This window comes from Candidatus Paracaedibacter acanthamoebae (genome assembly GCF_000742835.1).
Taxonomy (GTDB): Bacteria; Pseudomonadota; Alphaproteobacteria; order Paracaedibacterales; family Paracaedibacteraceae; genus Paracaedibacter; species Paracaedibacter acanthamoebae.
In genome coordinates this window covers 1770395-1796508 of the sequence record NZ_CP008941.1, presented here as the reverse complement: position 1 = coordinate 1796508, position 26114 = coordinate 1770395, and the positions used below count along the sequence as shown (strand labels likewise).

The following is a 26114-nucleotide window of genomic DNA, read 5'->3' as shown; positions in this document are numbered from 1 at the left end:
TAAAAACCAGTTTTTTAACTGGCGACAAGTATCTTCACAATCTATTTAGATTTTATTAGCAGCCCGCTTTCCGTAAGATTTAAAAAGCGGAGTTAGGTATAAAATTACCATGCAGTCCAAAAGGTATCGGATAAGGAAGGTCAGCACGAGCTATTTCTTCTAAGGATTGGGCATCAAGAATTAACAGGAAGGATTGGTTTAATTTTTGGTCATAAACGATTGATAATAAAATTCCTTGATCTTCTTCGATGGGAGAGCGCGAGATAAAAATAGCTTCATTCACAAAATGATCTTTCTTGCTCCAGGTAATCACTTTTTTGTTTACAATATCTGCTTTGATAATTTCAGTATTCCTTTCAGAATCTTTAAAATTGACGGCATAAAAAAACTTATAAGGCTTACCGATTTTATCTTCATTAATGCGTGGTAAATCTATTCCTTGTATACCTGAAATGTAATTTTTTATAAGAGTGGTTTGCTGATCCTTAAGATCAATAATCAAACGGTTAAGGGTGCCGAGTGGTAAATTAGTCGAACCAGCAGATTTTATGATTGAATGGTCCGGATAAGCAATAAAATCTACTGTAACTGTGTCTTGATTTTCATATGCATTAATGTGATGAAAAGTAAAAAGAGGGCTACAGTTTCCTACAAAAACCTTTTCCCCTGAAACTTTATTGATAACATATATTTTAGTGGGAATTTCGGGGTGCCACCTAAAATAATTTATATAACCTTGTGTTAAATTTTTTAAATCCCATGGATTTACTTTTAAAGGAGGTGCGATTAGTATTATATATTTTTTAGTTATAGATAAATCATGCATATAAGAAGGATAATTTATACATTCTTTGAAAATCTCTTTCCTTTCTTGAGTTCCTTTTTCAATTTTATAGAGTTGATAATAACTGAAAAAGCCAAATATGGTTCTAAGGTTATAATAATCTTCAGTGATCGGGTCTTTTTTCATATGAGCTAATTCGTGGACTTGTTGAGATTGATAAGGTGAATCATCTCTCAATATAAAAGGTCCAATCGTATTTAATGTGAAAGGATCAATTTCCACTGAGTAAGCTGTTTCGCCAAGAGCCACTAATTTTTTATTAATATAGGCCGTGTGAATATTTGTATTCGTCGTATAATAGGAAATATTGTGATCCCAATTAGAAACTTCCTTTTCCACAAAAGCTTGGGTAAGTTTTCCTTTTACTCGGGCGTCTTTATAGACATCACTTTGAATAAATTTAGCAGTAACAAAGAATTTTCCCCTCTGAAAAGTCAAATTTGTAAAGAACTGCTAGCCCATCGAGCCAATGGGTGATCGTTTGGTTTTTCAAATTATAGTGAGATGGACCATTAAAAATATAAATCCCATTTAGCCATTGAGGGATTTTGTCGTACGTAACAGGCAAGCACTTATTCTCAACTTGCTGTTGTTCGGTTAACTCTAGACGAGGATAAGAATATGTTGTTCCCTGAAGGAGAGTGATAAAAATTATAAATAGTTGAAATATAATATAAATAAATTTTTTATACATTACCTTAACTTTCAAAATATCTTTAAGTCGGTTAAAAGCACATTGAATAACCCTTGCGTTTTTGATTTAAAAGCAAATTTTTAAACAGGAGACCAGGCTAAGTTCTCAGTGGCAAGTGTATTTTACGTATCCCATCTTAAATAATCGGTGCCTAAGGAAAGGAAATATAAGTTTTATTGAATGCACGAGGGGCCCCTAGATATCTCCCGAATTAAGATTCTGGTTATTTATTAGGTTTGCCGCATTAAGAGGAGGCTATATTGTTTGTTCTTTGCTTTTAATCACCTTTAAGAGATAGAAATTAAGAGATAAAGTAGCAAAGAAAAATTTATAAAATCGAAATTCCATGTTGACATATGAGCTATAAATCTATTACAAAATTGTAATATGAACCAGGAGGGATGGCCGAGCGGTCAAAGGCAGCAGACTGTAAATCTGCCGACGTATGTCTACGTAGGTTCGAATCCTACTCCCTCCACCATCTTGGTTGAAACGCATGTTCAAGGGTGGTATAGTTCATCAAGTATGCGGGTGTAGCTTAGTGGTAAAGCCCCAGCCTTCCAAGCTGGTTATGAGGGTTCGATTCCCTTCACCCGCTCCAATTTATTTTTAATGAGCAGTTCAGCACAAGGTGTATAAGTTATGACAAAGGCAAAGTTTGAAAGAAACAAGCCGCATTGCAATATCGGAACTATCGGTCACGTTGACCATGGTAAAACGTCTTTGACAGCGGCAATTACAAAGGTTTTGGCAGAGACAGGTGGGGCAACATTTACCGCCTATGATCAAATCGACAAAGCGCCAGAAGAGCGCGCTCGCGGTATTACGATTTCGACCGCTCACGTTGAATACGAAACCACCAATCGTCACTATGCCCACGTTGACTGCCCAGGACACGCTGACTATGTTAAGAACATGATCACCGGTGCGGCTCAAATGGACGGTGCTATTCTTGTTGTTTCCGCAGCTGATGGTCCAATGCCACAAACCCGCGAACACATCCTTCTTGCTCGCCAAGTTGGTGTTCCAGCTCTTGTTGTTTTCATGAACAAAGTTGACATGGTTGATGATGCTGAGCTTCTCGACTTAGTCGAATTAGAAGTTCGTGAACTTCTTTCTTCTTATGACTTCCCTGGCGATGACATTCCCGTTATCCGTGGTTCTGCTCTTTGTGCTTTGGAAGACAAGAATCCAGAAATTGGTCGTGAGGCGATTCTTAAGTTGATGGAAGCTGTTGACAGCTATATTCCGCAACCCGAACGTCCAAAAGATCGTCCATTCTTGATGCCAATCGAAGACGTCTTCTCCATCTCTGGTCGCGGTACTGTTGTTACAGGTCGTGTTGAGCGTGGTGTTGTTAAGGTTGGTGAAGAAATCGAAATCGTTGGTCTAAAAGACACCGTTAAGACAACTTGTACTGGTGTTGAAATGTTCCGTAAGCTTTTGGATCAAGGGGAAGCCGGTGATAACGTTGGTGTTCTTCTGCGTGGAACAAAGCGTGAAGATGTTGAGCGTGGTCAAGTTTTGGCAGCTCCTGGTACGATTACGCCGCATACAAACTTCGAAGCAGAAGCTTACATTCTGACAAAAGAAGAAGGTGGTCGCCATACGCCATTCTTTACCAACTATCGTCCACAGTTCTACTTCCGGACAACAGACGTTACCGGAACAGTCCAATTGCCAGCTGGTGTTGAAATGGTTATGCCAGGTGATAACATTCGTATGGTCGTTGAATTGATTGCGCCGATTGCGATGGACGAGGGTCTTCGCTTTGCGATTCGCGAAGGTGGTCGTACCGTGGGTGCGGGCGTCGTTGCTAAAATCGTAAAATAAGTTCTTTAAAGTGGTGGCCGTGGGGCTGCCACTTAATTTTCTGTAGACACGGCGTGTTGAATGCGCTATATATTCAAGGAATATAGGTGTCTATAGTGATGCAGGAGTGTAGCTCAATTGGCTAGAGCGTCGGTCTCCAAAACCGAAGGTTGGGGGTTCGAGACCCTCCACTCCTGCCATTTTTTTATTTGCGATGCAAAATTAGAGTGTAAGGCATGAGTTCTGAAAGTAAAAGTCTTGTTCAACAAGCACGTGAGTTCTTCCCTCAAGTAAGTCAAGAAGCAAAAAAAGTTACTTGGCCATCTTGGAAAGAAACAAAGTTAACAACAACATTCGTGTTTATCTTTGCGGCTGTTGCAGCTATTTACTTTGCGGTTATTGATACAATCGCCTATCGCATTGTCAATTTTATTATCGGTATCACCGCTTAACGGTATTTTTGAAGATTGCGTTGTCGCAAAAGTCTTGAGGTTAAATAATGGCTCTTCGTTGGTATGTTGTAAACGTCTATTCTGGCTTTGAAAAGAAGGTCGCTCAGACTATTCGTGAACAAGCTGAAAAAAAAGGTCTCCAAGATTATTTTGGTGACATCTTAGTGCCATCAGAAGAAGTTGTTGAAATTCGACGCGGTGCAAAGGTTTCTGTTGAGAAGAATTATTTTCCCGGCTATGTCCTGGTAAAAATTGACCTTAATGATGAATCTTGGCACTTAGTACGCAATACTCCAAAAGTATCAGGATTTCTTGGTGCAAAAGGTAAGCCATCTCCAATTTCAGAGGCTGAAGTTTCTCGGATCATGAAACAAGTTCAAGATTCAGTTGACCGGCCGCGTCATGCAATTGATTTTGAGATTGGTGAACAAATTCGGGTCTGTGATGGGCCGTTCTCATCCTTCAGCGGTGTCGTTGAAGAGGTTGAAACAGATAAGGCACGTCTCAAAGTATCCGTTATGATTTTCGGGCGTCCGACACCCGTTGAGTTGGAATTTAGCCAGGTCGAAAAAATATAGTCGGATTTCCTTCTTGGAAAAATTAAGCGTGTGGAAGATAGAACCACTATCGTACCACACACTCAGGTAGAACATTAAAATAACTGAGGATAGTTATGGCAAAAAAAATTACAGGGTACATTAAGTTACAAGTACCCGCCGGTAAAGCAAATCCATCACCACCTATTGGTCCAGCTTTGGGTCAACGTGGCTTGAATATTATGGAATTCTGTAAGGCATTTAACGCTGAAAGCCAAAGCATGGAACCTGGAATGCCAATTCCGGTGGTTATCACTGTTTATGCTGATCGTACATTTTCCTTTGCAATGAAGACACCGCCAGCGTCTTACTTTTTGAAGAAAGCGGCAAAATTGTCTAAAGGCTCACAAACTCCTGGTCGTACCAGTGCTGGTACAGTTACAATGGACCAAGTTCGTGAAATTGCTCAAATTAAGATGGTTGACTTGAATGCCAATGATATCGATGCAGCAGCCTTGATGATTGCTGGTTCAGCACGGTCTATGGGCTTGGAAGTAGTGGAGTAAGATCATGGCAAAAGTAGGAAAAAGATTAAAGAGCGCTGTTCAAAGCCTAGATCGTAACAAAGTTTACTCTTTAGCAGATGCTGTAAAATTTATCAAAGAGCGGGCAACGGCAAAGTTTGATGAAACCATCGAAGTTGCAATTAATTTGAACGTTGATCCCCGAAAAGCAGATCAAAACCTTCGTGGTGTGGTTCAGTTGCCGCATGGGACAGGTAAAACTTACCGTGTTGCCGTTTTTGCAAAAGGCCCGAAAGCTGAAGAGGCTCTAAAAGCTGGTGCAGATATCGTTGGTGCAGAAGACCTGATGGAAAAAATCCAAGCCGGTGATATGCCTTTCGATCGTTGCATTGCAACACCAGATATGATGGGCTTGGTGGGACGTGTGGGTAAAATCCTTGGTCCACGTGGTTTGATGCCAAACCCAAAGCTTGGAACTGTTACAATGGATGTTGCGGAAGCAATTAAATCTGTTAAGGGTGGTCAAGTTGAATACCGTACAGAGAAAGCGGGTATTGTTCACGCTGGTATCGGTAAAGCAAGCTTTAAAGAACAAGCTATTTTAGAAAATGTGAAATCTTACGTTGACGCGGTCATCAAGGCAAAGCCAACAGGTGTAAAGGGAAGCTATTTGAAGTCTCTTTCACTAAGCTCTACCATGGGTCCAGCCGTTAAGTTTGAGATTTCTGAGTAAATTCTAAGGGGGGCTTGACCCCCTCTAGATACACAAGGTAACCCCTTGTGTCTGTCCAAGACTATGGGTCCGTAAGGGTAATGGGAAACCGCCTATTGAGACAGAGGGATACGACTCCTTCTGGGACAGAATAAAACCGGGCTAACCGGTTTAAACTCTGCAGAAATGCAGGGAATATAAACTGTTAGGAGTGTTAACATGAACCGTTCAGAAAAAGAACAGCTAGTATCGCAAATGCGCGAGAAGTTGGTGAACGCCAAATGTGTTGTAGTGGCCCATCAAACAGGTCTTACAGTATCTGAGGTGTCTGCTCTTCGCCGTGATATGCGTGGTGCTGGTACAGAGTTCAAGGTTTTGAAAAACACTCTCGCTAAAATTGCAGTACAAGGAACCCCCCTTGAAGGGTTATCCACCATACTGGAAGGACCAACAGCACTTGCATTCTCATGCCAAGATGCTATTGCTCCAGCCAAAGTTGCAGCGAAGTTCGCAAGTAAGAACGATCGCTTAAAGCTTGTTGGTGGGTACTTGGATGGTCAAATTCTGGATGCAAAAGGTGTTGACGCATTGGCTAAATTGCCATCTCTTGATGAGCTGCGCTCCAAGATTCTTGCTGTTATCAATACCCCAGCAACCCGTATTGCGCTATTGGCGAAAGAACCTGCTACTCGTGTTGCGCGCGTTTTAAACGCATACGGTAGTGGTCAATAACCTTGATAAGATAAAGACAGAAGGAGATATAAATGTCTGCTAATCTAGATAAAATCGTAGAAGAGTTGTCCAAACTTACAGTTTTGGAAGCTGCTGAATTGTCAAAGAAACTTGAAGATCATTGGGGCGTTACAGCTGCTGCTCCTGTAGCAGTTGCTGCTGCTGCTGGTCCTGTTGAAGCTGTTGAAGCAAAGACAGAATTCGACGTTGTTTTGACTGATGCTGGTGCAAACAAGATTAACGTTATTAAAGTTGTTCGTGAAGTTACTGGTCTTGGTCTTAAAGAAGCTAAGGATCTTGTGGAAGCTGCTCCAAAAGCAGTTAAAGCAGGCGTTAATAAAGACGAAGCCGACAAGCTTAAAAAGCAGCTTGAAGAAGCTGGTGCAAAAGTTGAAGTTAAATAAACTTCCAGCATCTGTAGGGGGCCTTGATGGTCTCCTACCTTCAGACAACTCTTTAATGCAGAGGATCATTCTGTATCAAAGAGTTGTTTAGTCGTTTGTACAGATAACTAATTTTTAAATAGACTTTTAATGAGGGAATCAATGGTAAGATCTTTTACCGGAATGAAGAGATTTCGTAAAAACTTCGGTCGCATTTCTGATGAAGCAAAAATGCCGAATTTGATTGAATTGCAGAAGTCTTCTTATGAAAAGTTTTTGCAACAAAGTGTTGCCTATAACAAAAGAGAAGAAATCGGCTTACATGAAGTGTTCAAAACAACTTTTCCCATCACTGATTTTTCCGGAAAAGCTCATCTAGAGTATTTCAGATACGACTTTGATAAGCCAAAGTATGATGAAGATGAATGCCGTCAACGGGGATTGACCTATGCTGCCCCTCTCAAATTAACACTTAGACTTGTAGTGTGGGATATTGACGAAGATACAGGCGCAAAATCCATTAAAGACATTAAAGAACAAGAAGTCTATATGGGTGATATGCCGTTGATGACAGATAATGGAACTTTCATCATTAACGGTGTTGAGCGTGTTATTGTCTCGCAGATGCACCGTAGTCCTGGCGTGTTCTTTGATCATGATAAAGGTAAGAGCCATTCTTCTGGGAAGTATCTATTTGCTGCCCGTGTGGTTCCATATCGTGGTTCTTGGTTAGACTTTGAGTTTGATCCAAAAGATTTAATCCATGTCCGCATTGACAGACGCCGTAAGTTACCAATTACAGCTTTCTTAATGGCGTTAGATTCTGCAGAAACGGCCCAAAAGCGCGCTGAAGCGGAAGCTAAAGGCGAAACCCTGCCGGCAAACTCAGTGACAGGAATGTCGCGTGAGGAAATCTTGAATGCTTTCTATGTCACAGTAACTTATGCTAAGCACAAAAAGGGTTGGAAGACAACTTATAACCCTGACAATTGGCGCGGCGTTAAGTTGACGTCGGACCTTATTGATGCCTCAACTGGTACTGTTATTGCAACAGCTGGAACAAAAATTACTCCGCGTATGGCTAAGAAATTTGCTATCGATGGATTAAAAGAAATTTTAGTTTATAGCGAAAATCTTGAAGGTCTCTACCTTGCTCGGGAATTTATCAATGAATCCACCGGTGAGATTTATGCTGAAGCAGGTGAAGAGCTAACGCTAAAGACAATTACTGTTTTAGAAGAAAATTTTAATCTTAAAGAGATTCCGGTCCTTTTAATTGACAATGTGAATGTGGGCGCTTACCTCCGTAACTCACTAATTGCAGATCGAGTGTATAATAGAGAAGAAGCTCTGTTTGAAATTTACCGTGTGATGCGCCCGGGTGAGCCCCCAACCCTAGAAGGTGCTGAAGCTTTATTCACAGGCCTATTCTTTGATGCCGAAAAATATGACTTATCAGCCGTAGGCCGTGTGAAAATGAATGCCCGTTTGGATATGGAGTGTTCCGATGCAATTCGTATTCTTCGCAAGGAAGATATCATTGCAATTCTCAAGGGCCTTCTTGAGCTAAAAGACGGGCGCGGCGAAATTGACGATATCGATAACTTGGGTAACCGTCGTGTTCGTGCTGTTGGTGAGTTGCTTGAGAATCAATATCGTGTGGGCCTAAGTCGTATGGAACGGGCGATTAAAGAGCGGATGAGCTCTGTCGAAATCGACACAGTGATGCCTCATGATTTGATTAATGCCAAACCAGCTGCTGCTGTTGTTCGTGAATTCTTTGGCTCATCACAATTGTCACAATTTATGGACCAAACGAATCCGCTGTCCGAAATTACGCACAAGCGTCGTTTGTCAGCATTGGGACCAGGTGGCTTAACGCGTGATCGGGCTGGCTTCGAGGTCCGTGACGTTCATCCAACCCACTATGGCCGTATTTGCCCAATTGAAACGCCTGAAGGACAAAACATTGGTTTGATTAACTCTTTGGCGACCTATGCCCGCGTTAATCAATATGGCTTCATTGAAAGTCCTTACCGCAAAGTTAAAGATGGTAAGGTCACCAATGAAATCGTTTACCTAACAGCGATGGAAGAAACCCGTCATATTATTGCTCAGGCAAACATCAATTTGGATAAAGAGAGTCGTATTGCTGACGAGTTAGTTACCTGTCGTAAGAATGGTGAATTCGTTATCCAACCTCGGGAAGATATTACACTTGTTGACGTTTCTCCAAAGCAGTTGGTTTCTGTAGCGGCATCGTTGATTCCTTTCCTTGAGAATGATGACGCAAACCGTGCTTTGATGGGATCAAACATGCAACGACAAGCTGTTCCTTTGTTGCGATGCGAAGCGCCATTGGTTGGTACGGGAATGGAAGCAACCGTTGCAAAAGACTCCGGTTCTTGTGTTCTGGCTAAACGGTCTGGTGTGGTTGACAGCGTTGACGGTCGCCGAATTGTTATTCGTGTCTCGGAACGGACAGAAGGGGATGATTCAGTTGGTGTTGACATTTATAACCTACAGAAATTCCAACGTTCAAATATGAGCACTTGTATTAACCAAAAGCCGCTGGTTAAGAAGGGTGACATTATTAGAAAAGGTGACGTTATTGCGGATGGCCCTGCAACTGAATTAGGTGAATTAGCTTTAGGCCGTAACGTCTTGGTTGGCTTTATGTCATGGCAAGGTTATAACTTCGAAGACTCAATCATTTTATCAGAAAGAATTGCTCAAGACGATGTCTTTACGTCGATACACATTGAGGAATTTGAGGTCATGGCGCGTGACACCAAACTTGGCAATGAAGAAATTACACGCGATATTCCAAACGTTGGTGAAGAAGCTCTGCGCAGCCTGGATGAAGCAGGTATCATTTATATTGGTGCTGAAGTTAAGGCTGGTGACATCTTGGTGGGTAAAGTAACACCCAAGGGTGAGTCGCCAATGACGCCAGAAGAAAAGCTTCTTAGAGCCATTTTTGGTGAAAAAGCATCGGATGTTCGTGATACCTCGTTGAGAGTTCCGCCTGGGATTGCGGGAACTATCGTGGACGTGCGCGTTTTCTCCCGCCGAGGCGTTGATAAGGACGAGCGTGCTTTGACCATTGAACGTCAAGAAATTGAACGTTTGGCAAAAGACCGCGATGCTGAGCGCGCCATTTTAGAACGTAACTTCTATAAAAACCTAGAAGAATTGATTATGGGGCATAAGATTACTTCAGCTCCAAAGGGCGTTAAAACTGGCGACAAGATTACCGAAGAGCTTCTTGCAGAAGTACCAAAACATCAGTGGAAACAACTTATCATTGATAATGATGAGATCATGAGCCATGTAGAAGCAATGAAACGTCACCTTGATGAAGGTTTTGCAAAGTTGCAAGAATGGTTTGAAGGTAAAGTCGAAAAGCTACGGACCGGTGACGAGTTATCCCCTGGTGTCTTGAAAATGGTAAAGGTCTTTATTGCTGTTAAGCGTAAGATTCAACCTGGTGACAAGATGGCGGGTCGACATGGAAATAAGGGCGTTGTTTCTCGTATTGTTCCTTTGGAAGATATGCCACATCTTGAAGATGGAACGACACTTGATATTATTTTGAACCCACTCGGGTTGCCATCTCGTATGAACGTTGGTCAGATTCTTGAGACCCATATGGGAGCCGCTGCCGCAGGCCTAAGCAAACAAATTAATGATGTGGTAACCAAACTGCAGCATAATAGCGCGAAGGTTGCGGATTTAAAAGCAGAGCTTAAAAAGGTTTACAGTGATAAGCTCGATGGAAAAGATATTGATGCTATGTCGGATGAGCAAGTTCTTGAGCTTGGGCAGAATTTGCGGCGAGGTATTCCGATTGCAACACCAGTGTTTGATGGGGCTTCTGAGCAAGATGTTGCCGATGCCTTAATTGCCAGCGGAATTCCGACAACGGGTCAACAGTATTTGATTGATGGCCGCACTGGCGAGCGCTTGGATCGTCCAACAACTGTGGGCTATATCTATATGTTGAAGCTTCACCATTTGGTGGACGATAAGATCCATGCTCGTTCTATTGGTCCATACAGTTTAGTGACTCAACAGCCTCTTGGTGGTAAGGCCCAGTTTGGTGGTCAAAGGTTCGGGGAAATGGAAGTCTGGGCACTGGAGGCATATGGTGCGGCGTATACGTTGCAAGAAATGCTGACAGTTAAGTCAGACGACGTTTCGGGTCGGACGAAGGTTTATGAAGCGATTGTTCGTGGTGATGACAACATGGAAGCTGGTATTCCAGAGTCATTTAACGTGCTTGTGAAAGAGCTTCGTTCCCTTGGTTTGAATATGTCCTTTGAGCAATAGAAATTAGTTTCGGAGAAAAATAAGATGAATAACGTATTACGTAAAATCGAAACCAGCGAGGTTGCTCCTGGATTTGAAGCGATTCGGATTTCTATTGCAAGCCCAGAGCAAATTCGCTCTTGGTCTTACGGTGAAGTCAAAAAACCAGAAACCATCAACTACCGTACGTTTAAACCAGAACGGGATGGTTTGTTCTGTGCCCGCATTTTTGGGCCTGTGAAAGACTATGAATGTTTGTGCGGTAAATATAAGCGCATGAAGTATCGGGGCGTCATTTGTGAAAAATGTGGTGTTGAAGTCACCTTGAGTAAAGTGCGTCGTGATCGTATGGGGCATATTGAACTTGCTTGCCCAGTGGCACACATTTGGTTTACCAAGTCTTTGCCAAGCCGTGTTGCTCTTTTACTGGATATGGCTTTGAAAGATGTTGATCGGGTCCTTTACTTTGAAAATTATGTCATTATTGACCCGGGTATGACTCCGTATCGTAAGGGACAATTAATTTCAGAAGATGAGCATATCCGAGCTCAGGACGAATATGGTGAAGATGCGTTTTCTGCCGGTATCGGCGCAGAAGCTTTAAAGCGTCTATTGGGGCAAATTAATCTTGAAACTCAACGGGAGGAAATGCGGGAAGAGCTTTTGGAAACCTCTTCTGAGATGCGTCGTAAAAAGTTGGTTAAGCGCTTAAAGCTATTTGAAGCATTTATTGAATCAAATACCAATCCGCAATGGTTAGTTATGGATGTTATCCCTGTGATTCCACCGGAATTACGTCCTCTCGTTCCGCTAGATGGAGGCCGGTTTGCAACCAGTGATCTGAACGATTTATATCGTCGGGTTATTAACCGCAACAACCGTTTGAAGCGTCTTATTGAATTGCGGGCGCCTGACATTATCGTTCGTAACGAAAAGCGGATGTTGCAAGAATCAGTTGACGCCTTATTCGACAATGGTCGTCGTGGCCGTGCCATTGCCGGTGCTAACAAGCGTCCATTGAAATCTTTGGCAGATATGCTTAAGGGTAAACAAGGTCGTTTCCGTCAGAACCTTCTTGGTAAGCGTGTTGACTATTCGGGTCGTTCAGTGATCGTGGTTGGTCCTGAGTTGAAGCTTCACCAATGTGGGTTGCCTAAGAAAATGGCTCTTGAGCTATTTAAACCCTTTATTTATGCCCGCTTGGAACGTTATGGCTTAGCAAGCACCTTGAAAGCTGCGAAGAGAATGGTGGAAAAGGAACGTCCTGAGGTATGGGATGTTTTGGAAGAAGTCATTCGGGAGCACCCAGTATTATTGAATCGCGCTCCAACGCTCCACAGGCTTGGTATTCAAGCATTTGAGCCGACCTTGATCGAAGGTAAAGCAATTCAATTGCATCCTCTCGTCTGTGCTGCGTTTAATGCGGACTTTGATGGAGACCAAATGGCGGTTCACGTGCCGTTGTCTTTGGAAGCACAGCTTGAAGCTCGTGTGCTTATGATGTCAACGAATAACATCTTGAGCCCAGCAAATGGTCGTCCGATTATTGTGCCGTCTAAAGATATCGTTTTGGGTATTTATTACTTAACCCAAATGCGTGAATCTTTGCCCGGTGAAGGAATGCTTATTGCATCCTTGGCGGAAGCAGAACATGCATTGCAAAACAAGCTCCTTGAACTGCACACCAAGATAACAGCTCGTGTTCCGTTCTATCAAGCGGATGGTACTGTGATCCATAAACGTCTGGAAACGACAGCAGGGCGTTTGATTCTTAGCCAAATTTTGCCTAAGAGTGATCGCATCACTTATGACTTGATCAATACCCAGTTGACCTCTAAAGAAATTGGTAACTTGGTTGATTTGGTTTATCGTCATTGTGGGCAAAAAGATACCGTTTTGTTTGTTGACAGATTGATGGGTCTTGGGTTCCAGTATGCAACAAGGGGCGGTATCTCCTTTGGTAAGGATGATTTAATTATTCCTGAAACAAAGAAACGTCTCATCGATGAAACGAAAGCCTATGTCTCTGAATTTGAACAACAGTATGCGGATGGTTTGATCACCCAAGGCGAAAAGTATAACAAAGTTGTTGATGCTTGGTCACAATGTACTGACCGCGTGGCTGAAGAAATGATGAAGGCAATGTCAAAGACTAAGCCAGGTGAGCATGTAAACTCTGTCTACATGATGGCTCACTCTGGCGCGCGTGGTTCTGTGGCTCAAATGAAACAATTGGCTGGTATGCGTGGTTTGATGGCTCGTCCATCAGGTGATATTATTGAAACGCCAATTATTTCTAACTTTAAAGAAGGGTTGAACGTTCTCGAATACTTTACATCCACGCACGGTGCCCGTAAGGGGCTTGCTGACACAGCGTTGAAAACGGCAAACTCTGGTTATTTAACGCGTCGTCTTGTTGACGTTGCTCAGGATTGCATTATTACTGAGCTTGATTGTGGAACATCCCATGGAATTAGTCTTTCAGCTGTGATGGAAGGTGGAGACACTATTGCCTCATTGTCGGAAAGAATTCTTGGGCGATCTGCTGCAACTGATATCGTAGATCCAGCAACGGGTGAGGTAATTCGGGCAGCGGGTGAATTGATCGAAGAAAATGTTTTGGACCAGATTGATAAAGCCGGCATTGACACTGTAAAAATTCGCTCGGTTTTAACATGTGAATCTAAAAATGGTATCTGCTCAAGGTGTTATGGTCGCGACTTAGCCCGTGGTATTCTTGTTAACTCTGGTGAGGCTGTGGGTGTTATCGCGGCTCAATCCATTGGGGAGCCAGGTACTCAGTTAACCATGCGTACTTTCCACATCGGGGGAGCTGCTCAAGGTGGTGCTGAACAAAACAGCATTGAAGCCGTTCATGCAGGTACAATTCAATTCCGCAACAAAAATATCGTGACCAGTAGCTCTGGTGCTGACATGGTCTTGTCACGTAATTGTGAAGTATTGATTGTGGATGATCAAGGCCGTGAACGGGGGCGCAACCGTATTCCATATGGATCACGGATGCATGTGAAAGAAGGGGATAAAGTTCAACAAGGTCAAAAGCTTGTTGAGTGGGATCCGTATACGATTCCGATTATTTCTGAAGCATCTGGTGTCAGCCACTATGTGGATTTGGTTGATGGGGTGTCGTTACGGGAAATAACTGATGAATCAACAGGTATTTCAAACCGTGTGGTCGTTGACTGGAAGCAACAAGCTCGCGGCTCTGATCTTCGTCCGATGATTAGCATTCGCGATAAAAAAGGCAATCCAGTGCTGCTTGGAAGTGGTATTGAAGCCCGTTACTTCTTATCAGTTGACGCAATTCTATCGGTTGAAAATAATGCCGAAATTCAGGCTGGTGATATTTTAGCTCGTGTGCCTCGGGAGACGACAAAAACAAGAGACATTACGGGTGGTTTGCCTCGTGTATCTGAGCTTTTTGAAGCCCGTCATCCACGTGATGCCGCCATTATCGCTGAATTTGATGGTCGCGTTGAATATGGTAAAGACTATAAAACAAAGCGCCGCATTGTTATCGTTCCAGCAAATGATGATTTAGAACCAATGGAATATTTGATTCCAAAGGGACGCCATATCACTGTCCATGAAGGTGACATGGTTAAGCGCGGTGATTTGTTGGTTGATGGTAATTCTGATCCACATGATATCTTACGCGTGCTTGGGGTTGAAGCTTTGGCCAGCTACTTGGTCAGCGAAATTCAACAAGTTTATCGCCTGCAAGGTGTTAAAATTAACGATAAGCATATTGAAGTTATTGTGCGTCAGATGCTTCAAAAGTATGAAATTAATGATACAGGTGAAACCATTTTGGTGCGTGGGGAGCAAATTGATCGAGAAGAGTTCTTCAAGGTCAATGCGCAAGCAATTGAGCAAAACCTCCGTCCAGCTACAGGATTACCAGTTCTGCAAGGTATAACGAAAGCATCGTTGCAAACTAAATCCTTTATTTCTGCTGCATCTTTCCAAGAGACAACCCGTGTTCTAACAGAAGCTGCAGTTGCAGGAAAGACAGATGATCTGATTGGTTTAAAGGAAAATGTGATTGTGGGTCGTTTAATACCAGCGGGTACAGGTAGCGTAATTAAAAACTTACGCAAACTTGCGAGTGAACGAGATCAGGATACTCTTTTAGCAAGGTCTTCAGGCGGTGATGACGCTGAAAAAACATCAACTTATGCGTAAATATAGCAACAAGTCGTTGACATATTAACAAAGCATGCTTATTATTCAAGGAAACTAGTGTGAAAATACTGGTGCCCTTGCGTTTTGGCAAGCTATTAGTGTGAATAGTAATATAGGTAAAAGAAAAGGGGATAGGCACATGCCTACAATTAACCAACTTATCCGGAAGCCACGCGCTCCGAAAGTTTCGAGAAATAAGGTTCCTGCTCTTGAGGCTTGCCCTCAAAAGCGTGGTGTATGTACTCGTGTATTTACAACAACTCCAAAAAAGCCTAACTCGGCGTTACGTAAGGTTGCCCGTATTCGTCTAACGAATGGATTTGAAGTCACTGGATATATTCCAGGTGAAGGTCACAACTTACAAGAACACTCTGTAGTTATGATTCGTGGCGGTCGTGTAAAAGACTTGCCTGGTGTGCGTTACCACATCGTTCGTGGCACACTTGACACCCAAGGGGTTAAAAATCGTAAACAAGCACGCTCCAAATATGGCGCAAAGCGTCCGAAGTAAAGAGAATAAGAGGTTACCATGTCACGTCGTCGCGCGGCTGAAAAAAGAGAGATCAATCCTGATGCTAAATTTAATAGCATCGTTCTTGCAAAATTTATTAACAACATTATGTACCAAGGTAAAAAGTCTGTGGCTGAAAGAATCGTCTACGGTGCTTTTGATAAAATCGACGGTAAGGGTGGTAAGAACTCCCTAGAGATTTTTGAAGAAGCTCTAGAAAACATTAAGCCATCCCTTGAAGTCCGTAGCCGTCGTGTCGGTGGCGCCACGTATCAAGTTCCTTGCGATGTGCGTACAGATCGTGCCCAAGCTTTGGCTTTCCGCTGGATTATTGGTAGCTCCCGTAAGCGTTCTGAAAAGACAATGATTGATCGTTTGTCGGGTGAATTACTTGATGCAGTTAACAATCGCGGTGCGGCTGTTAAAAAGCGTGAAGATACTCACAAAATGGCAGAAGCGAACCGTGCGTTTGCTCACTATCGTTGGTAATTAGGGGAGTTAATACTAGATGGCAAGAACACATCCCCTTTCTAAATACCGCAATATAGGTATTATGGCGCACATTGATGCCGGTAAAACGACAACAACTGAGCGCATTCTATATTACACAGGAAAATCATATAAAATTGGTGAAGTTCATGAAGGTACGGCCGTCATGGACTGGATGGAACAGGAACAAGAGCGCGGTATTACAATTACGTCAGCTGCTACAACCTGTTTCTGGAATGATCATCGTATCAACATTATTGACACCCCAGGGCACGTTGACTTTACGATTGAAGTTGAACGCAGTCTTCGCGTGCTCGATGGTGCTGTTACTGTTTTTGACGGTGTTGCGGGGGTTGAACCTCAATCTGAAACTGTTTGGCGTCAAGCTGATAAGTATGGCGTTCCCCGCATTTGTTTTGTGAATAAACTAGACCGTATGGGTGCAAACTTTTTCCGCTGCATTGACATGATTGTTGAGCGGTTAGGAGCTCGTCCACTCGTGCTGTATCTTCCAATTGGCGCAGAAGCTGACTTCGTCGGTGTTGTTGACGTCCTTAGCATGAAGGCTCTTATTTGGCAAGATGATTCTCTTGGGGCAAAGTTTGACGTCGTTGAAATTCCCGCAGACCTTAAAGCTCAGGCTGAAGAATATCACGCAAAATTAATTGAAACAGCCGTTGAAGCTGATGATGCTTTGACAGAACGTTACCTTAATGGCGAAGAAATTTCTGTTGCAGAAATTAAGACTGCTATCCGGAAAGGTGTTTTGGCAAGCTTGTTTGTTCCAGTTCTTTGTGGTAGTGCGTTCAAAAATAAAGGTGTTCAGGCGCTCCTGGACGCTGTTATTGACTACTTGCCATCCCCAGATGATCTGGTTGAAGTTAAGGGTACGACAGTAGACGGTGAGACTGAAATTGTGCGTAAGATCTCTGATGATGAACCATTTAGTGGTTTGGCATTTAAGATTATGACTGACCCGTTTGTAGGGACATTAACATTCGTTCGCATTTATTCAGGCGTTCTTAAGACCGGTACTTATATCCATAACTCAGTTAAGGACCAAAAAGAACGTGTGGGACGTATGCTTTTGATGCATGCCAATACACGGGAAGATATTTCTGAGGCTCATGCTGGTGATATCGTTGCTGTATGTGGGTTGAAGTACACAACAACGGGTGAAACCCTTTGCGATTCTTCGAAACAAGTTATCCTCGAGCGTATGGAATTCCCAGAGCCGGTTATTGAGGTTGCTGTTGAACCAAAGACAAAAGCTGACCAAGAAAAAATGGGTCTTGCCTTGTCTCGTTTGGCTAGCGAAGATCCATCATTCCGCGTTACGAGCGATAATGAAAGTGGCCAAACAGTTATTAAAGGAATGGGTGAACTTCATCTTGAAATCATCGTTGACCGTATGCGGCGTGAGTTTAAAGTCGAAGCCAACGTCGGTGCACCGCAAGTTGCCTATCGTGAAACCATTACTAAACTTGCTGAAGTTGATTATACTCACAAAAAACAATCAGGTGGTTCTGGTCAGTTTGGTCGGGTTAAGATTGTTTTTGAACCATTAGAAGCTGGTTCAGGATTTATTTTTGAAAATAAAATCGTTGGAGGCTCTGTTCCGAAAGAATACATCCCTGGCGTTCAAAAAGGTCTTGTATCCGCCATGGATAATGGTGTTATCGCTGGTTTCCCATTGATTGACTTTAAGGCTACATTGATTGATGGTGCCTACCACGATGTAGACTCGAGTGCTCTTGCTTTCGAAATCGCAGCACGCGCTGCTTTCCGCGAGGGAATTGGTAAGTGTAACCCTCGTTTGCTTGAGCCCATTATGAAAGTTGAAGTTGTGACCCCTGAGGAATACATGGGTGACATTATCGGTGACTTAAACAGCCGCCGTGGTCAAATTTCAAGTATGGATCAACGAGCGAACGCTCGCGTTATTAATGCAATGGTTCCATTGGCAAGTATGTTCGGATACGTTAATACACTGCGTTCTATGAGCCAAGGACGTGCACAGTTCACAATGCAGTTCGACCACTATGAACAAGTTCCACAACACGTAGCAGATGAAATTGTAGCAAAGGCGAGCTAGCCTTTGCTGTTTTGACAAAAGGATTTAATAATGACTAAAGCAAAGTTTGAAAGAAACAAGCCGCATTGCAATATCGGAACTATCGGTCACGTTGACCATGGTAAAACGTCTTTGACAGCGGCAATTACAAAGGTTTTGGCAGAGACAGGTGGGGCAACATTTACCGCCTATGATCAAATCGACAAAGCGCCAGAAGAGCGCGCTCGCGGTATTACGATTTCGACCGCTCACGTTGAATACGAAACCACCAATCGTCACTATGCCCACGTTGACTGCCCAGGACACGCTGACTATGTTAAGAACATGATCACCGGTGCGGCTCAAATGGACGGTGCTATTCTTGTTGTTTCCGCAGCTGATGGTCCAATGCCACAAACCCGCGAACACATCCTTCTTGCTCGCCAAGTTGGTGTTCCAGCTCTTGTTGTTTTCATGAACAAAGTTGACATGGTTGATGATGCTGAGCTTCTCGACTTAGTCGAATTAGAAGTTCGTGAACTTCTTTCTTCTTATGACTTCCCTGGCGATGACATTCCCGTTATCCGTGGTTCTGCTCTTTGTGCTTTGGAAGACAAGAATCCAGAAATTGGTCGTGAGGCGATTCTTAAGTTGATGGAAGCTGTTGACAGCTATATTCCGCAACCCGAACGTCCAAAAGATCGTCCATTCTTGATGCCAATCGAAGACGTCTTCTCCATCTCTGGTCGCGGTACTGTTGTTACAGGTCGTGTTGAGCGTGGTGTTGTTAAGGTTGGTGAAGAAATCGAAATCGTTGGTCTAAAAGACACCGTTAAGACAACTTGTACTGGTGTTGAAATGTTCCGTAAGCTTTTGGATCAAGGGGAAGCCGGTGATAACGTTGGTGTTCTTCTGCGTGGAACAAAGCGTGAAGATGTTGAGCGTGGTCAAGTTTTGGCAGCTCCTGGTACGATTACGCCGCATACAAACTTCGAAGCAGAAGCTTACATTCTGACAAAAGAAGAAGGTGGTCGCCATACGCCATTCTTTACCAACTATCGTCCACAGTTCTACTTCCGGACAACAGACGTTACCGGAACAGTCCAATTGCCAGCTGGTGTTGAAATGGTTATGCCAGGTGATAACATTCGTATGGTCGTTGAATTGATTGCGCCGATTGCGATGGACGAGGGTCTTCGCTTTGCGATTCGCGAAGGTGGTCGTACCGTGGGTGCGGGCGTCGTTGCTAAAATCGTAAAATAAGTTTTAATAGATGGGGGATGCATTTCCCCCTTGAAATCATAAGAAAAGTGAGCTATTTAATATGGAAGGCCAGAGTATAAGAATTCGTCTAAAAGCCTATGATCATAGACTTTTAGACATGTCGGTTAAGGAAATTGTTGGTACAGCAAAGCGCACAGGCGCTAAAGTACGAGGCCCTATTCCTTTGCCAACACAAATCGAGCGTTTTACTGTAAACCGCTCTCCGCATATTGACAAAAAGTCACGTGAACAATTTGAAATCAGAACACATAAGCGTCTGATTGATATTGTTGATTGGCTCCCACAGACAGTTGATGCTTTGATGAAGCTAGACCTGGCTGCGGGTGTTGATGTTGAAATTAAACTATAATATAGGTTTGACAAATGAGAACTGGACTTATCGCTGAAAAAGTGGGTATGACGCAGTTTTTTGCCGCTGACGGTACTTTAGTTCCAGTCACGGTTCTCCAAGTCAGCGACTGTATAGTCGTTGGCAAAAAAACAGCTGATTCCAAAGACGGTTATGATGCCGTCCAAATTGGTTCTAAAAAAGCCAAAGTAAATAATGTAACAAAACCGATGCGCGAATTCTTTGCTAAAAAAGAAATTGAGCCACGTGCGCATATTAAAGAATTTAGAGTTTCTTCTGAGAATCTTCTTGATCAAGGTTTGGAAATTAAAGCTGATCATTTTAAAGAAGGACAGTTTATTGATGTAACTGGAACATCCGTCGGTAAAGGTTTTGCCGGTGCAATGAAGCGCCATAACTTTGGTGGTTTACGTGCTTCGCACGGTGTTTCCGTAAGTCACCGTAGCCATGGTTCCACGGGTAACCGTCAAGATCCTGGTAAGGTCTTTAAAAATAAGAAGATGGCTGGTCATATGGGCGCTCGTCGAGTTACTAAAATGAACCTGACCGTTCATGGTGTAGATGCAGAAAAGAACCTTATCTTTGTTCGTGGTAGCGTACCTGGTTCTCAAGGTGGAATCGTGTATGTCCGTGACGCTATTAAGAAGCCTGCATAACGGTATTGCCAGAAAAAAGAATAGGTTAAAAAATGAAAATTGATGTCGTAAATATTGAGGCCAAAAAAGCCGGAAATATTGAGCTGAGCCCAGAAATTTTTGGTCTTCAGCCACGTGTTGATATTCTCTCCCGCGTTATCGAATGGCAGCTTTCAAAGCGTCGTTCAGGTAACCATAAGACCAAAGAAGTCGGAGATGTCAAAGGATCAACGAAAAAGATCTACCGCCAAAAAGGGACAGGTAATGCGCGTCACGGAAGTAAACGTCAAGCTCAATTCCGTGGTGGTTGTGTTGTATTTGGTCCGGTTGTTCGCTCGCATGCATATTCACTCCCAAAGAAGGTTCGTAAGCTTGGGTTGAAGATCGCTTTGTCTGCAAAAATGCAAGCTGGTGAATTAATTGTTGTGGATTCCTTTAAAGTGGATTCAGGCAAGACAAAAGATTTACTAAAAGTTATCGGTGCTTTGCAGTCTCCAAGCGCATTATTGATTGATGCAATTGCAAATTCTGAGAATCCAGTTGTAAAAGCTGCGGCTAACTTAGAAAAGTTTGATGTTTTGCCTTACAACGGCGCAAACGTCTATGACATTATGCGTAAAGATAAACTTATTGTTACGAAAGACGCTGTTAAGGCTCTTGAAGAGAGGCTGAAATGACAAAGAATAATAAAGTAAATTTCAACCTATATGATGTTATTCGTTATCCTTTGGTGACAGAAAAAACCACACGTCTTTCTGAAGTTAATCAAGTAGCGTTTGTTGTTTCTCGTGATTCTACAAAGCCACAGATTAAACAAGCCGTTGAACTTGTTTATGACGTAAAGGTTGAGGCTGTTAACACAGTTGTTCAAAAAGGTAAGACAAAGCGTTTTCGTGGTCGTGAAGGACAACGTTCAGATGTGAAAAAAGCATTTATAACGTTGACTAAAGGTCAGACCATAGATATGGCATCAGGAGTATAAGATAATGGCTCTAAAGACATATAAACCGACGACTCCGTCCCAACGCCAGCTTGTGAATGTTGATCGTTCTGAGCTTTGGGCCGGTAAGCCGTTTAAGGCATTGACAGAAGGTCAAAAGCGTACAGGTGGCCGTAATAACCATGGACGTATTACATCATGGAATCGCGGTGGTGGTCACAAACAACGCTATCGTATTGTTGATTTTAAACGCCGTAAGCTTGACATAGAAGGTGAAGTTCTACGGTTAGAATACGATCCCAATCGTACAGCTTTCATCGCTCTGATAAAGTATACAGATGGTGAACATGCCTATATTCTTGCACCTCAACGCCTTAAAGCCGGTGACAAGGTTATTGCAAGCCAAAGTGCAGACGTAAAGCCAGGTAACGCGATGCCTGTGAAAAATATTCCAGTTGGAACTATTATTCATAACTTGGAACTCAAAATTGGTAAAGGCGGACAAATTGCTCGTTCAGCTGGATCGTACGTTCAGATTGCTGGTCGTGATGGATCTAATACAATTGTAAAATTGTCGTCCGGTGAAGTAAGACTTGTAAATGGCAATTGTTATGCTACAATAGGGGCAGTGTCAAATGCAGATCACCAGAATCGTAACTATGGTAAAGCAGGTCGCAGCCGTTGGTTGGGATGGAGACCATGTGTTCGTGGTATTGCTATGAACCCTGTGGATCACCCGCATGGTGGTCGTACAAATGGTGGTCGTCACCCTGTTACGCCTTGGGGTATTGCGACAAAAGGTAAAAAGACTCGTACCAATAAGCGTACGACGAAAAGTATTATTAGAAAAAGAAGTAAATAACGGAGACTACTCGTGCCAAGATCAGTTTGGAAGGGTCCATTTTTTGACGGTTACTTGCTTAAGAAAGCTGAAGCTGTTCAAAACTCTGGACGTAAAGACGTTATTAAAACGTGGTCTCGCCGTTCTACCATTCTCCCACAATTTGTGGGGCTCACTTTTGGTGTGCACAATGGAAAGAAATTTGTTCCTGTCTATGTTACAGAGAACATGGTTGGTCATAAGTTTGGTGAATTTTCACCGACACGCACATTCTATGGCCACGGCGCTGACAAGAAAGCTAAAAGAGGTTAATTATCATGGAACAGAATACAGCAAAAGCAATCTTGCGTAATGTCCGTGTAAGTCCTCGCAAGCTAAATTTAGTCGCAGCTATGATTCGTGGAATGAAAGTCGCTAAGGCTTTGGATGTTTTAGCATTCAGTCCAAAAAGAATAGCCATTGATGTACGTAAAACTTTGGCGTCAGCAATTGCTAACGCTGAGACAAACCATGGTTTGGATATCGATACACTGGTTGTCACCGAAGCAAGCGTTGGTCAATCCATCGTTTTGAAAAGATTTAGCCCCCGAGCAAAAGGGCGTGGCGTTGGTATCAAAAAGCCATTTAGCCATCTGACAATTAAAGTATCCGAGAAAGAGGTTTAATCATGGGACAAAAAGTAAATCCAATTGGCTTGCGCCTTGGAATCAATAAACTTTGGGATTCCCGTTGGTTTGCCAAAAAAGATTATGCAACAAACTTGCACCAAGATTTGGAAATTCGCCAATTTATTCAGAAAAATTTGGCCCAAGCCGGAATCGCAAAAGTCGTTATCGAACGACTCGCCAAAAAAGCGCGTTTGACAATTCATACTGCCCGTCCAGGGGTATTAATTGGAAAAAAGGGGGCTGATATTGATAAGCTTCGGAAGAAGCTAAGTGATATCGCCAACACAGATGTTACTGTTAACTTGGTTGAAGTTCGTAAACCAGAAATCGACGCTAAGTTGATTGCTGAGAATATTGCTCAACAAATTGAACGTCGTGTTTCATTCCGTCGTGCTATGAAGCGTGCAATGCAGTCTGCTCTTCGATTGGGAGCCCAGGGGATTCGAGTTAATTGTTCCGGCCGCCTAGGTGGTGCAGAAATTGCTCGTATGGAATGGTATCGTGAAGGTCGGGTGCCGTTGCATACTCTTCGCTCTGATGTGGATTATGCATTGAGAGAAGCCAAAACAACTTATGGTATCATTGGTATTAAAGTTTGGGTCTACAAGGGCGAGATTCTGGAAAAGAATCCATACTTGTTAGAAGCAAAAGCTTCTGAAGCTCCTGCTGGTCGATAAGATATAATAGATAGAGGAATAGTGAGATGTTGTCTCCAAAAAGAACTAAATATCGTAAGGCGTTTAAAGGAAGAATCCATGGAAACGCCAAGGCAGGAACAGATGTAGCTTACGGATCATATGGATTAAAGGCTATGGAGCCTTGCCGTATGACTGCCCGTCAAATTGAGTCTGCACGTCGTGCAATCACACGTCACATCCGTCGTGTTGGTAAAGTATGGATCCGTGTATTTCCTGATGTTCCAGTTTCAACAAAGCCTGCCGAAGTCCGTATGGGTAGTGGTAAAGGAAGTCCTGAATACTGGGTTTGCCGCGTGAAGCCTGGAAAAATTTTGTTTGAACTTGATGGAGTCTTGCCCGAAGTGGCTGAAAAGGCTTTTGAGCTCGCTTCTGCGAAATTACCAATTGCAACACGTTTTGTTAGAAGAATTGGCTGAGGTATATCATGAAAAAACAAGATTTTAATAATAAATCAGTAAGTGAATTGTATGATTCACTTCAGTCAACTAAAAAAGAGCTTCTAGGTCTCCGCATCCAAAAGAGTATGGGTCAGTTGACGAATTCTTCTGTTATTAGAAAGAATCGTCGGGACGTTGCTCGTATTATGATGCACCTTGCTCAGAAAAAAGTGAAGTAGAGGTAAAAATGCCACGTAGAATTTTCGAAGGTGTTGTTGTAAGCGATGCGAATGATAAGACTGTTGTTGTTCGGGTTGAAAAGCGAGTAAAACATCCAGTATATAAAAAGTATATTATGCGATCAGCAAAGTATGCGGCCCATGATGAAAAGAACATCTATAAGATTGGTGATAAGATTCGGATCGAAGAAAGTCGTCCATTCTCAAAATCAAAAAGATGGCAAGTTCTTTACACTGATCAAGCTAGTGCATAAGGAGTAGGCAATGATTCAAACTGAAACAAGATTGGAAGTAGCTGATAACTCTGGTGCAAAGCAAGTTCAATGCATTAAAGTTCTTGGAGGCTCAAAAAGACGCTATGCGTCTGTGGGTGACATTATTGTCGTTTCCATCAAAGACGCTTTGCCTAAAGGTAAAGTGAAAAAGGGTGATGTCCATAAAGCTGTTATTGTTCGTACAAAACAGTGTATTAAGCGTGCTGACGGTAGCGAAATTAGTTTTGATACAAACGCTGCAGTGCTCATTAATAAACAGAATGAGCCGATCGGAACACGTATTTTTGGCCCAGTAACACGTGAATTAAGAAACCAGGGATATATGAAAATTATTTCCTTGGCGCCAGAGGTGCTCTAATGACTGCAGTAAAATTAAAAGTTAAAAAGGGCGATAAAGTTATCGTTCGTACAGGTCGGGATAAGGGAAAAATTGGAACTGTATTAAAGGTTCTCAAGGAAGATTCTGCTCTTATTGTTGAAGGGGTAAATGTTGTTAAAAAACATGTTAAGCCAACTCAATACAGTGCAGGGGGAATCGAACAAAAGGAATCTAAAATCCATGTTTCCAATGTCGCATTGCTAGATCCTAAAACAGAACAACCGTCTAAGGTTGGTTTTAAGATTCAGAAGGATGGTTCAAAAGTTCGCTTTGCTAAAAAAAGCGGCGAAATAATATGAGGTAATGGCAGTTATGACACGCCTTTATAAAGAATATAAAGATAAAATTGTATCAAAGCTGATGAAAGACTTTGATTACAAAAATCTTCACCAAGTTCCAAAGCTTGAAAAGATCGTCGTCAATATGTGTATCGGCGAAGCAGCTCAAGATAGTAAAAAACTTCAAGCGGCAGTTGATGAATTGACAGCAATTACAGGTCAAAAGCCTGTTATTACTCGGGCTAAGAAATCAATAGCTGGCTTCAAACTTCGTGAAGGAATGGCTATTGGAGCAAAGGTGACTTTGCGTCGTGATAGAATGTATGAGTTCTTTGATCGATTGGTTACAATTGCTCTTCCCCGGGTCCGGGACTTCCGCGGTGTCTCTGGGAAAAGCTTTGATGGAAAAGGTAACTATGCCTTGGGTGTCAAAGAACAAATTATTTTTCCTGAAATTAACTATGATAAGGTTGATAAAGTTCGTGGTATGGATATAATTGTTTGTACAACAGCTAAGACAGACAAAGAGGCAAAGGCTCTATTGAAAGAGCTTAATGTCCCGTTCTATAACTAAGGGTAGAAACAATGGCACGTTTAAGTTCAATAAATACAAACAACCGCCGTCAGAAGATGGCGCAAAAGTTTGCAGCTCGCCGTGAGAAACTAAAGGAAATTATTTCCAATAAGGAAGTTTCTTTGGATGAGAGAATTCAAGCAACAATAAAGTTATCTGAATTGCCCCGCAATAGCTCCAAGATCCGCTTCCGCAATCGTTGTGAAGTTACAGGTCGTCCGAGAGCTTTTTATCGCAAGTTTAGAATGTCAAGAATTGCCCTTCGTGAGTTGGGTTCTCTTGGGTTAATTCCAGGTTTAACTAAGTCAAGTTGGTAAT

The 26114-nt window shown here is 42.7% G+C and carries 30 protein-coding genes and 3 tRNA genes; 31 read left to right on the top strand and 2 right to left on the bottom strand.

The genetic code is table 11. From position 1 onward, the window contains the following. Positions 1-79: 79 nt before the first annotated feature. Positions 80-1282 carry a carotenoid oxygenase family protein gene (locus tag ID47_RS08165; protein ID WP_038465482.1) on the bottom strand — a complete coding sequence of 401 codons (1203 nt, stop codon included), beginning with the start codon at positions 1280-1282 and terminating at the stop codon, positions 80-82. Continuing rightward, positions 1245-1538, bottom strand: a complete 294-nt coding sequence (locus ID47_RS13950; protein ID WP_038465480.1) for a carotenoid oxygenase family protein — start codon at positions 1536-1538, stop codon at positions 1245-1247. The genes ID47_RS08165 and ID47_RS13950 overlap by 38 nt, the downstream gene beginning before the upstream one ends. Before the next feature lie 395 nt (positions 1539-1933). Between ID47_RS13950 and ID47_RS08155 the strand changes: the two genes are divergently transcribed. The 31 genes from ID47_RS08155 (at position 1934) to rpsN (ending at position 26113) form a co-directional block, all read left to right on the top strand. Beyond that, positions 1934-2019: transfer RNA gene (locus tag ID47_RS08155), tRNA-Tyr, on the top strand. A gap of 46 nt (positions 2020-2065) precedes the next feature. Further along, a tRNA-Gly gene (locus ID47_RS08150) sits at positions 2066-2139 on the top strand. 41 nt (positions 2140-2180) lie between these two features. After that, entirely contained in the window at positions 2181-3371 is a 1191-nt protein-coding gene (gene tuf / locus ID47_RS08145; protein WP_038465458.1) for an elongation factor Tu, read from the top strand. 102 nt (positions 3372-3473) lie between these two features. Further along, a tRNA-Trp gene (locus ID47_RS08140) sits at positions 3474-3550 on the top strand. Positions 3551-3586: 36 nt separating this feature from the next. Beyond that, complete coding sequence (secE, locus tag ID47_RS08135) at positions 3587-3802, top strand: preprotein translocase subunit SecE (RefSeq protein ID WP_051908764.1); 216 nt, start codon at positions 3587-3589, stop codon at positions 3800-3802. A gap of 47 nt (positions 3803-3849) precedes the next feature. After that, on the top strand, positions 3850-4380 hold the full coding sequence (gene nusG, locus ID47_RS08130) for a transcription termination/antitermination protein NusG (protein ID WP_038465478.1): 531 nt from the start codon (positions 3850-3852) through the stop codon (positions 4378-4380). Positions 4381-4475: 95 nt separating this feature from the next. Then, positions 4476-4904 carry a 50S ribosomal protein L11 gene (gene rplK / locus ID47_RS08125; RefSeq protein WP_038465476.1) on the top strand — a complete coding sequence of 143 codons (429 nt, stop codon included), beginning with the start codon at positions 4476-4478 and terminating at the stop codon, positions 4902-4904. 4 nt (positions 4905-4908) lie between these two features. Continuing rightward, positions 4909-5595 (top strand): 50S ribosomal protein L1, encoded by a 687-nt coding sequence (gene rplA, locus ID47_RS08120; protein WP_038465474.1) that lies wholly within the window; start codon positions 4909-4911, stop codon positions 5593-5595. Positions 5596-5793: 198 nt separating this feature from the next. Next, entirely contained in the window at positions 5794-6306 is a 513-nt protein-coding gene (rplJ, locus tag ID47_RS08115) for a 50S ribosomal protein L10 (RefSeq protein ID WP_038465472.1), read from the top strand. 32 nt (positions 6307-6338) lie between these two features. After that, entirely contained in the window at positions 6339-6710 is a 372-nt protein-coding gene (gene rplL, locus ID47_RS08110) for a 50S ribosomal protein L7/L12 (protein ID WP_038465470.1), read from the top strand. Positions 6711-6851: 141 nt separating this feature from the next. Then, complete coding sequence (gene rpoB, locus ID47_RS08105) at positions 6852-11021, top strand: DNA-directed RNA polymerase subunit beta (protein WP_038465468.1); 4170 nt, start codon at positions 6852-6854, stop codon at positions 11019-11021. Between the two features lie 24 nt (positions 11022-11045). Beyond that, positions 11046-15206 (top strand): DNA-directed RNA polymerase subunit beta', encoded by a 4161-nt coding sequence (rpoC, locus tag ID47_RS08100; RefSeq protein WP_038465466.1) that lies wholly within the window; start codon positions 11046-11048, stop codon positions 15204-15206. Between the two features lie 139 nt (positions 15207-15345). After that, a complete protein-coding gene (gene rpsL / locus ID47_RS08095; protein ID WP_010299423.1) occupies positions 15346-15717 on the top strand; it encodes a 30S ribosomal protein S12 in 372 nt (123 codons plus the stop codon). 18 nt (positions 15718-15735) lie between these two features. After that, the gene (rpsG, locus tag ID47_RS08090; protein WP_038465462.1) at positions 15736-16206 is read left to right on the top strand and encodes a 30S ribosomal protein S7; all 471 of its coding nucleotides are present in this window, start codon (positions 15736-15738) and stop codon (positions 16204-16206) included. 19 nt (positions 16207-16225) lie between these two features. Then, a complete protein-coding gene (gene fusA, locus ID47_RS08085) occupies positions 16226-18301 on the top strand; it encodes an elongation factor G (protein WP_038465460.1) in 2076 nt (691 codons plus the stop codon). Positions 18302-18331: 30 nt separating this feature from the next. Then, a complete protein-coding gene (gene tuf / locus ID47_RS08080; protein ID WP_038465458.1) occupies positions 18332-19522 on the top strand; it encodes an elongation factor Tu in 1191 nt (396 codons plus the stop codon). A 61-nt stretch (positions 19523-19583) separates the two neighbouring features. After that, complete coding sequence (gene rpsJ / locus ID47_RS08075) at positions 19584-19892, top strand: 30S ribosomal protein S10 (protein ID WP_038465456.1); 309 nt, start codon at positions 19584-19586, stop codon at positions 19890-19892. Between the two features lie 14 nt (positions 19893-19906). Continuing rightward, positions 19907-20548: a 50S ribosomal protein L3 gene (rplC, locus tag ID47_RS08070; protein WP_038465454.1), complete on the top strand. Its 642-nt coding sequence runs from the start codon at positions 19907-19909 to the stop codon at positions 20546-20548. A gap of 32 nt (positions 20549-20580) precedes the next feature. Next, positions 20581-21204, top strand: coding sequence for a 50S ribosomal protein L4 (gene rplD, locus ID47_RS08065; RefSeq protein WP_038465452.1), 624 nt, complete (start codon positions 20581-20583; stop codon positions 21202-21204). Further along, positions 21201-21509 (top strand): 50S ribosomal protein L23, encoded by a 309-nt coding sequence (locus ID47_RS08060; RefSeq protein ID WP_038465450.1) that lies wholly within the window; start codon positions 21201-21203, stop codon positions 21507-21509. Before rplD ends, ID47_RS08060 begins: the two co-directional genes overlap by 4 nt. A gap of 4 nt (positions 21510-21513) precedes the next feature. After that, a complete protein-coding gene (gene rplB, locus ID47_RS08055) occupies positions 21514-22329 on the top strand; it encodes a 50S ribosomal protein L2 (protein ID WP_038465448.1) in 816 nt (271 codons plus the stop codon). A 12-nt stretch (positions 22330-22341) separates the two neighbouring features. Then, positions 22342-22620 (top strand): 30S ribosomal protein S19, encoded by a 279-nt coding sequence (gene rpsS, locus ID47_RS08050; RefSeq protein ID WP_038465446.1) that lies wholly within the window; start codon positions 22342-22344, stop codon positions 22618-22620. 5 nt (positions 22621-22625) lie between these two features. Continuing rightward, positions 22626-22973, top strand: a complete 348-nt coding sequence (gene rplV / locus ID47_RS08045; RefSeq protein ID WP_038465444.1) for a 50S ribosomal protein L22 — start codon at positions 22626-22628, stop codon at positions 22971-22973. Positions 22974-22975: 2 nt separating this feature from the next. Then, the gene (gene rpsC / locus ID47_RS08040; protein WP_038465442.1) at positions 22976-23653 is read left to right on the top strand and encodes a 30S ribosomal protein S3; all 678 of its coding nucleotides are present in this window, start codon (positions 22976-22978) and stop codon (positions 23651-23653) included. Positions 23654-23679: 26 nt separating this feature from the next. After that, complete coding sequence (rplP, locus tag ID47_RS08035) at positions 23680-24090, top strand: 50S ribosomal protein L16 (protein WP_038465440.1); 411 nt, start codon at positions 23680-23682, stop codon at positions 24088-24090. Positions 24091-24098: 8 nt separating this feature from the next. Continuing rightward, entirely contained in the window at positions 24099-24290 is a 192-nt protein-coding gene (gene rpmC / locus ID47_RS08030) for a 50S ribosomal protein L29 (protein ID WP_038465438.1), read from the top strand. A gap of 8 nt (positions 24291-24298) precedes the next feature. Further along, on the top strand, positions 24299-24544 hold the full coding sequence (gene rpsQ, locus ID47_RS08025) for a 30S ribosomal protein S17 (protein WP_038465436.1): 246 nt from the start codon (positions 24299-24301) through the stop codon (positions 24542-24544). 10 nt (positions 24545-24554) lie between these two features. Further along, positions 24555-24923 (top strand): 50S ribosomal protein L14, encoded by a 369-nt coding sequence (gene rplN / locus ID47_RS08020; protein ID WP_038465434.1) that lies wholly within the window; start codon positions 24555-24557, stop codon positions 24921-24923. Continuing rightward, on the top strand, positions 24923-25243 hold the full coding sequence (gene rplX / locus ID47_RS08015; RefSeq protein ID WP_038465432.1) for a 50S ribosomal protein L24: 321 nt from the start codon (positions 24923-24925) through the stop codon (positions 25241-25243). The genes rplN and rplX overlap by 1 nt, the downstream gene beginning before the upstream one ends. Before the next feature lie 13 nt (positions 25244-25256). Continuing rightward, positions 25257-25796 (top strand): 50S ribosomal protein L5, encoded by a 540-nt coding sequence (gene rplE, locus ID47_RS08010; RefSeq protein WP_038465430.1) that lies wholly within the window; start codon positions 25257-25259, stop codon positions 25794-25796. 11 nt (positions 25797-25807) lie between these two features. Next, positions 25808-26113, top strand: coding sequence for a 30S ribosomal protein S14 (rpsN, locus tag ID47_RS08005; RefSeq protein ID WP_038465428.1), 306 nt, complete (start codon positions 25808-25810; stop codon positions 26111-26113). The last annotated feature ends 1 nt before the right edge of the window (position 26114 follow it).